Source organism: Pseudomonas sp. FA117 (genome assembly GCF_057370475.1).
Window position 1 is genome coordinate 2,225,003 of the sequence record NZ_CM170675.1, and the last position, 12,508, is coordinate 2,237,510.

General features: G+C 61.6%; 10 protein-coding genes. 7 read left to right on the plus strand and 3 right to left on the minus strand.

From position 1 onward, the window contains the following. Positions 1-1,314 precede the first annotated feature (1,314 nt). From AC1TXO_RS10400 to AC1TXO_RS10415, 4 genes are all read left to right on the plus strand, one after another. Positions 1,315-1,665: a hypothetical protein gene (locus AC1TXO_RS10400; RefSeq protein ID WP_486406218.1), complete on the plus strand. Its 351-nt coding sequence runs from the start codon at positions 1,315-1,317 to the stop codon at positions 1,663-1,665. Between the two features lie 112 nt (positions 1,666-1,777). Beyond that, entirely contained in the window at positions 1,778-2,305 is a 528-nt protein-coding gene (locus tag AC1TXO_RS10405; RefSeq protein WP_486406219.1) for a GNAT family N-acetyltransferase, read from the plus strand. 482 nt (positions 2,306-2,787) lie between these two features. Further along, positions 2,788-3,135: a hypothetical protein gene (locus tag AC1TXO_RS10410; protein WP_486406220.1), complete on the plus strand. Its 348-nt coding sequence runs from the start codon at positions 2,788-2,790 to the stop codon at positions 3,133-3,135. 100 nt (positions 3,136-3,235) lie between these two features. Further along, positions 3,236-3,499, plus strand: coding sequence for a hypothetical protein (locus AC1TXO_RS10415; protein WP_486406221.1), 264 nt, complete (start codon positions 3,236-3,238; stop codon positions 3,497-3,499). Positions 3,500-3,590: 91 nt separating this feature from the next. Here the strand turns inward: AC1TXO_RS10415 and AC1TXO_RS10420 are convergent, their stop codons facing one another. Both AC1TXO_RS10420 and AC1TXO_RS10425 read right to left on the minus strand, forming a co-directional pair. Continuing rightward, on the minus strand, positions 3,591-4,754 hold the full coding sequence (locus AC1TXO_RS10420) for an AAA family ATPase (RefSeq protein ID WP_486406222.1): 1,164 nt from the start codon (positions 4,752-4,754) through the stop codon (positions 3,591-3,593). A 209-nt stretch (positions 4,755-4,963) separates the two neighbouring features. Beyond that, positions 4,964-5,659, minus strand: a complete 696-nt coding sequence (locus AC1TXO_RS10425; RefSeq protein WP_486406223.1) for a type 1 glutamine amidotransferase domain-containing protein — start codon at positions 5,657-5,659, stop codon at positions 4,964-4,966. A 261-nt stretch (positions 5,660-5,920) separates the two neighbouring features. On the opposite strand from AC1TXO_RS10425, the gene AC1TXO_RS10430 reads away from it, so the two are divergent. The 3 genes from AC1TXO_RS10430 (at position 5,921) to AC1TXO_RS10440 (ending at position 11,282) form a co-directional block, all read left to right on the plus strand. Further along, positions 5,921-9,319 (plus strand): type III effector HrpK domain-containing protein, encoded by a 3,399-nt coding sequence (locus AC1TXO_RS10430; protein ID WP_486406224.1) that lies wholly within the window; start codon positions 5,921-5,923, stop codon positions 9,317-9,319. A gap of 279 nt (positions 9,320-9,598) precedes the next feature. Beyond that, positions 9,599-9,907, plus strand: a complete 309-nt coding sequence (locus AC1TXO_RS10435) for a DUF3077 domain-containing protein (RefSeq protein WP_486406225.1) — start codon at positions 9,599-9,601, stop codon at positions 9,905-9,907. Between the two features lie 136 nt (positions 9,908-10,043). After that, complete coding sequence (locus AC1TXO_RS10440; RefSeq protein ID WP_486406226.1) at positions 10,044-11,282, plus strand: hypothetical protein; 1,239 nt, start codon at positions 10,044-10,046, stop codon at positions 11,280-11,282. 11 nt (positions 11,283-11,293) lie between these two features. On the opposite strand, the gene AC1TXO_RS10445 is transcribed toward AC1TXO_RS10440, so the two are convergent. Further along, positions 11,294-12,301, minus strand: coding sequence for a 5'-nucleotidase (locus tag AC1TXO_RS10445; protein ID WP_486406227.1), 1,008 nt, complete (start codon positions 12,299-12,301; stop codon positions 11,294-11,296). Between the last annotated feature and the right edge of the window lie 207 nt (positions 12,302-12,508).

The window sequence follows — 12,508 nt, forward strand, 5'->3', positions numbered from 1 at the left end:
GTCTTTGCGGAGATGGCATACGCGACGGCAGTAGTTCAGCTAGAGGTGCTGATATCTCGTGTGGTTCCAGTAGATATCGGGACTGTCGTGGTTGCGATTATGGTGGCTTCAGGGCTTTTAGGGGGCCTCATTGTGGCCCTCTCTTATGGACGCATTTCGGCGCTTCGCTATTTGGTCGGTGGCCTGATAATTTGTTTGGCTATCGCTGGTGTAACCTTGATGACCAGTCAGCATAGGCTTCCAGATCTGATTGCCTCCTTTCCTGCTCTTATGTCTCTTTACCTAGTTAGCACTTATCGATTTCAAGGGTTTTGTCGAAAAATGGTGGTTTTTCGAATTCATCGTGCGCACGGGGGTCGTGTGCATTCGGTATCGGCGAAGCGTGAGTCACGGCGCAGACAGAGTAGCGAGCGACGGTAGTTTGAAGGGTGGTGGTATTTCGTTAGATTCGACTATTCGGGAAATTTGCTTTCAGCTTTGTGCAGGTAGAGAAAGAATGATCTTCCTTCGATGGCAAACTACCTATGCACGACGTTATCTACCCTGTTTCGTGGTAGTCTTAGGTCTTACGCAAGTGGCAGGAGGTGTGGCTGTCGTTCAGTTATACCACCTGATGTCTGCGTTGTTGGCCATCAGTGCGCTGAGCCTGTATTTCTGGATGCTCGCTATATCATGCCTGCTGAGTGTTGCGACTTTCGCATTGGCATTTGGGCGTCCAGCCGCCGCTCGCTACTTGGCCAGTACATTACTGCTATTTTTCGCAATAGGATGTGTTGCTAGAGTTCGAGACGGTGGTGCTATGTTCGAGCATGCGCTCATGCTTCCAGCCTTAGGGGCTCTCTGGCTTATGAATACTCGACATTACAGGATGTTTTGTCTGAAATTGGCAGTACTACGGCGTCGGCGTATTCAGTACCGGATAACTTCGTTGGGCCACAAGATTAAACGCAAAGCTTCATCGCAACGCATGCGAAAGCACGAACGGCAGTGACTCAAAGGACGGACGCCTTTCGTCAAGGATTCTCCGGTTGAGTCAGCATCGGCCGGTCTGACCTGTGCTGAAATAACCCTCTGTCCAGCTACCTCAACAAGCCTTGCCCATGAGTAAGATGAGCTTTTCCGATTTCGAGTACGCCGGTAAGCGCAAGCAAACCCGCTTGGGTTTGCGCTTCATCTTGCCTTAGTCCTGTTTTAGCGCGGTGATTGTGAACCGCATCATGCCGCTGCTCAAATAATGCCACTCGCTTGACGACCACCACGCACGCCTTTAATGTCCCGGCGCGCCCATCCGGGCAAACCTCAAAAGGAGTTGTAATGAACACGATGTCACTGTGCACCGGTGCCTTGCTCGGGCTTTTCATGGTCGGTTGTGCGGCGCAGGACAAGCTCGACACCAGTCGGCTGACCCGTTTCGACGAGTACCACGCCAACCTTGAGGCCAATGGTGCGCGCTATACCCTCGATGCCTACATCATTCCGTTCTACCAGCCGTTTTTCATCACCGTCGAACGTGACGATGGCAAGCCGATGGATCTCGCCGAAGCGGCTGCGGTCGCCCAACCGTACATCGTGCCACGCGGCTGCACGCAGCCTGCGGTGCGGCGCCCTGATCTGGACCGCAGCAATGCGGGCAAGACCCAGTGGATCGTCGGCATCGAATGCTAACACCCAGCGACAGCGCCACCCCAGAAGCAGCGCAACAATGGTCAAAGCTTGCTGACACTCGCGTGCTCCAGGTTTTCATTCTGCAATTCTGAATTCGGAAGTGCTCGTCGCTATGTTTACTACTGTCCGCGTTGCCGTGCCGGAGGATGCGAGCCTCTTGCCCTCAATCGAGAGTTCTGCTGCGCAAGCCTTTCGTGGTTTTGAAGGGTTAAGCTGGCTCGCTGATTCTCCGCCTATGCCCATTGAACGGCACCTTGAGCTTATCAAGCACTCGACGTGCTGGGTGGCCATTGATGCTGAAAATCGCCCGCAAGGATTTCTCAGCGCCAATCTTTACGGTAGAGACCTCCATATCCATGAACTTTCCGTTCGACACACCATGCAAGGGCAGGGCATAGGGCGACAGCTCGTTGAAGTGGCGCAGGCTTTTGTTGAGGTCAATGGGCTGCATGCGCTGACTCTCACAACCTTCAAAGATGTACCGTGGAATGCCCCATTCTACTCTCGTCTCGGTTTTCAGATTGAGTCCGACTCGCAGGCCGATGAAAGGCTGTCAACACTATTGAGTGAAGAGTATGAACATGGATTTCCCGTGGGAAGCAGATGTGCGATGGTCTGGAGAGCGGGTGAACAACTTTGAAGAGGCACGGATAGCCTACAGCGCAGGTTATACGGTGCTTGAACAGGAATACTCGAACGCGTTGTGACTGGACACCGAACACGTGAAGCGAAGCCGTTGACCTGTAGCTGAATCGCCCTTTCGCAGCACTGGGCGCAGAGCAGTCTCAAGAGGGACTGTCAGTGTTTCAATGACGGCTGTGCGTGGGGCACTTCGGTACGTTCTCATGCGTGGCGCACTATCTGAGCGGGATGGCCAAGGCGCTGGTGCAGGATGTCAGCCATGGACTGCTGCAGCAGGCATTGGAGATCGATTGCTGAATCCAGGTGGAATGACAATGTACTGAGCTGCATTCGCTTGCCCTGAGGACTAAACCGCTTTCCTTGAACGCAAGCGGCTTGTTTGTGTGCCTGGCCGTCTGTCGTAGTCCAGGCACTCCATCCACGAATTGTTTTTCCGATGGTAAGGCGCAGAACGCCTGCGCCTTGAACGGGAGAACGATCATGACAATCGACCACAACGGCCCTGCTGATCCCTATGCCGGCCCCTCCGAAAAACCCACCGACGTCAATCATGACGGCGGCTCCGGCCTTGAAAAGGCCCCGTCCGAGCCCAAGCAGGGTGCAGGCGAGGCCTGGTCGCAAAAGCGTCCTGAAGACTGGAATCCTCCCCCGGGCAATCCGGGCTCGGACCAGGACTCACAACTACCTCGGGACAACGGCACCGCGCGCACTGACGACGGCCCGAAACGTGAGCCCTCCACGTCACCTGACGATGTACCCAGCGAGGATGATATGAAAGACGTAGACGCCAACAACTCGGTCTCCAGCGAGCATCCGCCGTCCAGGTAACACCGCGTGGACGGCCGACCAGTGGCCTTCAGCCTTGGCGATTCTCGTCTACGGTCAAATACATAGACAAGGATTCCAACCAGCAAAGGAGCAACACCCCATGATCAAACGGACTTTGACCCTCACCGCCATCGCCTTCTGCGCCCTGACCTTCACCTCGATCGCCCAGGCCGAGGGCGAGGTGGGGAAGGGGGTGCGGCACGATATGCGGGAGGTCGACAGGGATGTCGATCATGATGCCAAGGAGGTCGATAAAGGCGTGAAACACGACGACAAGGAAGTCGACAAAGGGGCGGATCACCTGAGCAAGGAGCGCCACAAGGCTGACAAACATGTGGACAAAGAGGTCAAGAAGGACCTCTGAATGCGGTGTTCAGGCATGTGGTCGAGGGGCTGCTTTGCAGCCCCTTTGCAACACGAGTCCGCTCTGCCGGGCGCGATCAGGCCTTGAAAGCTCAGTCCACCCACCGCCACAACGGCTCATCCAGCAACCCGCCCCCGCGCAATTGCGTCTGCCCTTGATCCTTCTCAAGCTCCAGCACATTGCACCCTTCACACGCCGTCAGTGCATCGATCAGCGGCCTGCTGTGCGACACCACCCACACCTGGCTACGCTGCGACGCACGGATGATCAAGCGTGCCAGTGCCGGCAGCAGATCGGCATGAAGGCTGGTTTCCGGTTCGTTGAGCACCATCAGCGACGGTGGGCGCGGGGTCAGTAGCGCGGCCATCAGCAACAGGTAGCGCAGGGTGCCGTCCGACAGCTCCGTCCCGCCCAGCGGCCGCAACAGCCCGTGCTGGTAAAGCCTTACGCTGAACAGCCCGCCCGGTGGTGCATCGATCTCCAGGCGGCTGCCGGGGAAGGCGTCATCCAGCGCGGCAACCAGGTCTTCGACGTCGCCGATCTCGATGATGGTCTGCAGCGCCGAGGCGAGGTTGCGGCCGTCGTGGTGCAGTACGGGCGAGCGGGTACCCAGTTGCGGTTGGCGGCAGGGGGCGTCGCGGTCGATGCGGAAGTGATCGTAGAAGCGCCAGCTGTTGATGAACGCGCGCAGTTCGCCGATCTCCGGGGCCTGGCGGGGGCGGCCGACGATGTTGAAGAAGCTTTCGCTGCTGTCGGCATGCTGGTCGAGTACGGACCAGCTATTGCCCTCGCGGGCGCGCACCAGGGCGTTCTTGCGCTCGACCAGCAGCGAGGCGGGGCGGTAGGCGCCGGCGCCCCAGATCGCTTCGCACTTGATCTCGGGGTCGAGCATGAATGCGCTCGGGTAGGGTAGCGGGATGGGCAGGCCGAGAGAAATGGCGAAGCCGAAATCCTCGGTGGCGAAGCCCAGGCGCAGGCGTCTGACGTCGGTCGGGTGCTGGCCCTGGATCGGCACTTCGCCGCGCTTCATGCGGGCGCTGGTTTCCGGGCCGGCCCACCAGGTCGAGTCGAGGCCGCCTTCGCGGGCGAGGGCTTCGATTACACCGCCTTGGGCGGTTTCGGCCAGCAGGCGCAGGGCTTTGTACAGGTTGGATTTGCCGCTGCCGTTGGCACCGGTCACCAGGTTGAGCTGGCCTAGCGGCATTACGAGGTGTTTGATCGAACGGTAGTTGCCGATGGCGAGGGTGGTGAGCACGCTGGGCGTCCTGGCTTGGGCATGAGGGGCGATTGTCGCCGATGCTGGGTGGGGTTGCCAGCCGCCGGGGACGCGTGGTTTTTGAGTGATCTGAATCCGTCTCTATGGGTTATGGGGGATAGCACCGGCTTTGCCGGTGATCGCGGGACGAGCCCGCTCCTACAGCGATCGTGCATCTGCGGGAGCGGGCCGCGCCTGTGCCATTCGTTTCAGGCGCCTGGCTCGTGCGCCAGACGTTTGAGCAGCGCCTGCGCGGCTGCTTCAGACGACGCCGGATTCTGGCCGGTGATCAGGTTGCCATCCTCCACCACGTAACTCGCCCAGTCGGATGCCTTGGAGTAGTCACCGCCATTGGCCTTGAGCATGTCCTCCACCAGGAACGGCACCACGTCGGTCAACCCGACAGCCTCTTCCTCGCTGTTGGTGAAACCGGTGACGCGCTTGCCTTTGACAACCGGCTGACCGTCCGCTGCCTTCACCTGCTTGAACACCCCCGGTGCATGGCACACCGCAGCAATGGGTTTGTTCGACGCGTACAGGGATTCGAGCAGGGTGATCGAATCCTTGTCTTCGGCCAGGTCCCACAGCGGGCCGTGGCCACCGGGGTAGAACACGGCATCGAAGTCGTAGGGGTCGATCTCTCCCAGGGGAATCGTGTCGGCCAGGGCCATCTGCGCTTCGGTGTCCTGCTGGAAGCGGCGGGTGGCGTCGGTTTGCGCGTCGGGCTCGTCGCTCTTCGGGTCCAGCGGCGGTTGGCCGCCTTTGGGGGAGGCGAGGGTGATCTGCGCGCCGGCGTCGATGAATACGAAGTAGGGGGCGGCAAATTCCTCCAGCCAGAAACCGGTTTTCTTGCCGGTGTCACCGAGCTGGTCGTGGGATGTCAGCACCATCAGGATCTTTTTCATACGGCACAAGCCTCCGGATCGTCATGGGCAGGGCGCTTTTCGCCCCGCGTCAGTGTGGGAGGCCTGGGGTCGGCAGACGTTCCATCGGGTCGTTTTCACAACGTTTCACAGCTGTAGTTCGCCCAATGAACACGGGCTCTCAGCCGCGAAATGGGGCTGATCGCCAGCATGGCTGTCATCGTTCAGTCACCTTGCTGCTTTTCCCTGCACTCACATACCTCGAGCCCGCCACCTCGGCAGCCACCTTCAGGGAGAACGCGCATGTCAGCTCCGGTCAGCAACGCACCCGATATCAAGACGCTCAGCAAGAAGGACGCCACTGCCGAGTGGGGCGATGCGGTCGATCGTGCCAAGGCCAAAGAGGCGGGCATCGAGTGGCAGCGGCCGAAGGACGACAACCGCTCCGCCCAGGAGATCATCGACGACAACCCGTTGTTGAAGAACCTCGGCAACCAGAGCGGGGTGAAGGACAAGTTGCGCGAACGTGTCGGCGATTTCGAGCATGACGCCGACGCGGCCTACCGCGCCACCCAGGTACTGGACCACATCGAGCGCTTCGACGAGGGCGGCTCGCGCCTTGTGGGCGGCGATATCGACAACGGCAAGGTCGACGGCTTCACCAAGGGCGGCGATGCCAAGCATGGCACCGAGGCTGGCCGCCTGCAGGATTTCGGCAAGTACGGCTGGGAGAACCTCAAGGGTGAACTCAAGCACATCGAGGCGGCCAACGAGGACCCCGAGGCGCGCAGCAAGGCCGAGGCGGCGGGCATCCGCTGGGAGCGCCCGCAGGGCGATGAGCGCTCGGCTCAGGAGATCATCGACGGCAGCCCGCTGCTGAAGAACCTGGGCAATCAGAGCGGCGTGAAGGACATGCTCAAGGAGCAGGTCGGCGACTTCGAGCACGATGCCGATGCCGCCTACCGCGCCACCCAGGTGCTGGACCACGTGGTGCGCTACGACGAGAACGGCGAGCGCCTGGCAGGCAAGGATGTCGACAACACCAGCATCGACGGTTTCACCAAGGGCGGTGATGCCAGGCATGGCACCGAAGCCGGACGCCTGCAGGATTTCGGCAAGTACGGTTTCGAGAGCCTCAAGGGCGAGCTGCAGCATGCCGATGACGTGGGCAAGGATGACAAGCGCCGCGAGGCGGCGGAAAACGCCGGTATCGTCTGGGAACTGCCCGACGACGACAAGCGTTCGGCGCAAGACATCATCGACGACAACCCGTTGCTGAAAAACCTCGGCAACCAGAGCGGGGTGAAGGATGCGCTGAAGGAGCAGGTCGGCGATTTCGACAAGGATCCGGATGCGGCCTTCCGTGCCATCCAGGTGCTCGACCGGGTGGTGGGTTACGACGAAAACGGCAAGGCGCTGACCGGCAAGGACGTGGCCAACAGCAGTGTCGACGGTTTCACCAAGAGTGGCGAGGCACGTCACGGCACCGAGGCCGGGCGCCTGCAGGACTTCGGCAAGTTCGGCTTCGACTCGCTGGCCAAGCCGCCGGCCAACGACGAGATCGGCAGCTACAAGGACTTCCTGAAAACCAACCCCGACGCCGACGCAGGTTCGAAACAGATCGCCCAGTATGGCGCGATCTTCGACGCCAAGTACGACTCGATCCGCGGCAAGACCGGCGCCGAGGGCGCAGTCACCGCCGACAACATCAAGGACTACCTCAAGCAGAATCCGCAACTGGGCAAGGACGAGAAAGAGGCGCTGAACTTCTTCGCCCAGCCCGGCGCCCTGCGCAAGGTCGACAGCGCCAGCAACAGCATTGGCGACAAGCCCGATGGCAAGGTCAGCCGCGAAGACGTGCAGAACTGGCTGAAGAACGGCGCGCCCACCGATGCCCAGGGGCTGGCCAGCCTGATCACCGATGTCGCCGCCGGCAATGTCACCGGCAAGGTCGACACCAGCAAGTTGGGCGAGGATGTCTTCGCCCACCCGGAAAAATACAGCGCCGAGGAAAAGGCCGCCGTGCTGCTCGACCTGCAGGAGGCGCAGAAGCTGGTGGTCGACGGCGCCAATGCCGGGGTGTGGAACAGCGACTACGGCAAGGTGGCCATCGCCAACCGTTCGGGGGCGATCTGGGAGCCGCAGAAGCTGCTGGAAGACATCAACGACCACATGGCCATCCTGCAGGACGACAAGGAAACCGCCGAGTACCTGAAGAACGCCGGCGACGAGGCGGTCAAGACGCTGTTCGAGGAAAACCCCGGGCTCAAGGACGCGGTGGGCAAGACCTACGAAGACGAGGTCAAGTCCGGCAAGGCGCTGGACGCCGCGTGGGACGCCAACACCAAGGATGGCAAGACCGAGCAGCACACCGCCCTGGCCAGCTTCTACGCCACCGCCACCAGCTTGCAGTCGATCCTGGGTATCGACGATGCCAAGGCGATCCAGGACGCCGTCGGCAAGTCGTCGCACACTGAAGACTTCAAGACGTTCTACAAGGATCAGCTGGCCACCGGCGAACGCATGCGCGAGCTGCTCAAGGACAACTCCCCCGAGCAGGCCGCCTCGGAGTTCAGCCTGGAGGTGGCGCTGTACAATTCGGCGCTCGATCCACAGTTCACCGCCGAGTACGACAAGCAGCTCAACGACAATTTCTCCAGCATCACCCAGGAGAACCTGTTCAAGGACGCCAGCTTCGACGACCTCAAGACCGCGTTCGGCAAGGATGGCGGCGACGAGTTGGACGAAGACAAGGTGCGCAAGCTGATCGACCAGATGCGCGACGAGAGCCCCGAGCTGCTGCTCAACCAGGATGGCACGGTCGCCACCACCGACCAGGTGCTGGCGGGTTTCCGTGGCAACTGGGACCTGTTCCGCCAGGGCACCAAGGCCCTGGACAAGATGGGCAAGCTGTCGGACTTCGACCCCAACGGCAACGCCAAGGGTGCCTATGGCAGCGGTGTACTGCACGGGGTGAGCGGCTTGTTCCTGGCCGGTGTCACCATCGCCCGCGGTGCGCAGAGCGGCGGCAAGCTCACCGATCGCAACATCGTCGACATCACCACCGGCTCGGTGCAGACCACCACGGTCTTGATCGAAGGCGGTTCCAAGGGCTACCAGGAACACCTGGCCAAGGCGATCAAGAACGGTGAGCAGACGCTGGCCGACATGAAGGACGGCAAGGTCATGCTCGACCTGCTCGACGAGGTCAAGGCCAACGTCAAGGATGGCAAGCACGCCAAGGTGGTGGCGAAGAACTTCGAGGAAGCCGCCAAAGGCATCGGCGGGCTGGCCGGCATCGTCGCCGGGGCCTATGGCATCTTCGACGGGGTGAACGCGCTGCGTCGTGGCGACAAGCTGGCCGGCGGCTTTGGCATCACCGCAGGCTCGCTGGGCGTGCTGGCCGGCAGCGCCTCGGCGGTGGAGGGCGGCCTCGGCCTGCTTGGTGCCAACCTGCCACGCTTCCTTCCCGGCCTGGCGGCCACGGCCGGCGTGCTGGGCTTCCTCGGTGCGGGCGTGGCGGTGCTGGCGGCGCTCATCCCAGGCCTGGTCAAGGAAGGTCAGGAGCAGGTCAAGTCGGACAAGTTCGGCTCCCTGCTCGGTGATTCGATCGAACGCTACGGCATCGACGGGATCAAGGACGGCACCTTGGCCGATATCCCGACCAAGGACTGGCCGGGTGGCGAGGAATGGACCTCCTGATGGCGCCCTGTGGTCGGCGCATGCCGGTGGATGGCGGCTGGCCGAAGGGCTGTTTTCGCGAACCTTCCTAATACGTTGTAGGGTATTTCCGGGGATGCCATTTCCCCGGGTTTTGCCGTTGTGTGACGCCGTCCGTGCTTCTACTCTCCCCGGGCCGGTCGCACATCATCACCGCGTTTTCAGCCGACGGGCAGAGACACACGCCGGGTTCGCGTGGGTCGGGCTGGAATACGGGCGAGGGTGTGCGACGGGCACTTATCAATCAACGCTGGGGGAGCCATGGACAACGACGACCAATCGAACACGCGCGGTGGCCTGAAACTGGTCAGCGCATTCGCACGTGCCCGCCGCGAGCCGCGCATGGCCTGGGTCCAGGCGATACCCGGGCTGCCGCCGAAGGAAACCCTGATGGAGATTTCCACGCTGCTCGGCTGCGTGACCGAACTCACCCGCCGGGCCATCGACAAACCTCTGGATGCCGAACCGCTCATGCGCGCCACCTATTACCTGAGCGGCATGAGCAAGGCGATGATCGACGGTCAACTGGCCATCGTGCGCGGTGAGGTACCGCTCGAGGAGGGATCCTAGGGGCTTTTCACACAGAGTCCAGCGATAGCGCAAGTCGTCGATGCAGGATGCATCGGCAAGCAGGCACCGGGATTCACGCGAGCAAGCGTGATAGATTCCCCGACCTCGTAGTTGAAGACCATGGACAGGCCTTGAAATGAGCAGGACCTCGCAATCCGCCACACCCCGGGTACGCCGCGTGCGCCCGACCTTCGCCCAGGTGTTTCGCAAGAACCTCAAGCGGGTGCTGACGCACTGGACGCCGTTCACCGTGACGCTGGTGTTCCTCGGAACCTTCCTCGGCAGCGTGAGCCTGTACATCTACACCCGGGCCATCGGACGCGCCGACCTGTTCATGTCGGCGCTGGATTCCAAGTCGTCACTCGCCGCCTGGATGTTCGTGGTCGTCGCGGTGATGTTCTCGCACCTGATCATCCTGATGGGCTCGTCGTGGCTCTACGGCACGGCGGTATCGCTGTTCGGCAGGGTGCGCTGGCTCACCCGGCATGTCGCGCTGTGGCTGATGATTCCGTTGGCGGTGGGCTACGCCGCCTTCATCGTCCTGGGCTTTTTCTACCACCGGATGCTCAGCCCCGGCGTTGCCATGCTGCTGATCTCGGCAGCCACCTTGCTGGCGTTTGCCGCGCTGTTCTTCTCCCGGTCGTTCAGGTCGTTGTTCGTTCTCGCGGCGCCGAAGAACAAGGGCAAGGCCGATCGCTGGTTTCTCGGGATGTTCCTGTCGTTCACCCTGGTGTTTGCCGTCATCGCCAGCTCGTTGTCGATGCTGTTGATCATCGACACCTACGTCGGGCGCGACAACGAGGCGGCGGTGTCGTTCGTGGCGGGCTTTTCACTGTTCACGCTGCTGATGAGCCTGCTGCCTTCGATGCTGTACTTCGTGTTCAAAGGCGATATCTACCGCAAAGTCGCCGCAGGCCTCGGCGGCGCCTTGCTGTTCTTCGTGATCTTCCTCACCACCGCCAAGGGCGCGATGTCGAGCATCACCTATTCGGTGGCCGGCAGCCTGGAAGTCCGCCAGGGGTTCTCCCAGCGCTACGTGCTCGACCGTCAGGTGACACTGGCCGATATCGATCCGCTGCTCTGGCACAGCCGCCTGCGTCACGATGGCAAGGTGCAGGTCAGGGCCTACCAGCTGTTCGCCTTCGGTGACCTGCTGTTGCTGTGCCCACACAGCCTGCTCGGGGCCAGGCTCCACCAACTGCCTGACTACACCCGCCTGTGCATCTTCACCCGCAGCAGCCAGGTGGAGCGCTTGCCGCCGCTGCTGTTGCCAATCGTGCAGCGCGAGCCGCAACGGGCGCAGTGGCAAGAGGCGGCGGACCGGCGCATGGGCTGGGAGCAAATACGTGGGCAAATGCTGCAGGACCAGCACTAGCCATGCGGCCGTTATCGGCCTGTCGCCTGTTCGGCCGCAGCCTCGCCAATGCCCTGAGTCATCACCTGCGCCTGCGCAGGCTGGCTGGCGACGTTGCGGTTGGCCACCCCGAACGGCACGTGCACCATCGGCAGGTTGCCCGCCGCCGAGAACAGGTGGCTGCGCTGGTCATCGAAGAACATGTGCGGCTTGAGGATCGACAGCACGCGGTCCTTCTCCATCCCGCCGAGGAAGAACGACTCGTCGGGCGACACGCCCCAGTTCTTCAGCGTCGTCACCACCCGCTCATGGGAGGGGGCGTTGCGCGCGGTGACGATGGCGATGCGCAGGATGCGCGTGTAGTCCGGGTCGTGCGCGAGCTTCTGGTCTTCGAGCGTGCGGATGTGCGAAAGCTTGCGGTACAGGTCCGCCAGCGGCCCGGGCTGGTGCGGGATAGCCTTGCGGGCGAGCTCGTGGGCCTGGAAATCGTCGAGGTTGTGATGCTGCTTGTAGACCGTCTCGGCCTCGTCGTCGGCGATCACGCCGTCGAAGTCGAAGGCCACGCGCAGCTCGGTGTCGATCTCGTCGTCGTAGATGCGTGTGGGCAGCACCAGGCCTGCGGGGTAGTCGGCATCGATTGCGCGCTGCACGTCTTCCTCGTTGGCGCTGAGAAACAGCGAGGCATTGAAGGCCGGGATGTACTCGTAGGGCGAGCGCCCGGACATGAAGGCTGCGCGGGTGATGTCCAGGCCGTAATGGTCGATGGAGCGGAACACCCGCAGCCCGGTTTCTGGCGAGTTGCGCGACAGCAGCACAACCTCCACCGGCAGTTGCCCGGGAAACGCCTTGTTTATGCTCAGGAAGCGCCGGATGAACGGAAAGGCCACGCCCCTGGGGAACGGATTGTCGAGGTTTGCCTCGTGGTGCAGGCGGTACGCCTCGACCCCTTCGCTCTGGTAGATGTCGTCGGACTCGGTGAGGTCGAACAGTGCACTGGAGGCAACACCGACGACGAGTTTCTGTTCGATGGGGTAGGGCATGAAGAGATCCTGAACCGGAAGGGCGTCGCCGAAACCTGGCGCGGTGCGACCATGATTGTACTGCCATTGCACGATAGCCGGGACACGCCGAGGGCATTCACCTGTTCACCGGTGGCGCAAATCCGCCCGGCCTCAGGCGCGGGTCCGCCACCCAAAGGTGCACGCCTGCTTCAAAATGAGATATAAAGCCCACAAAATTTTTCCAAG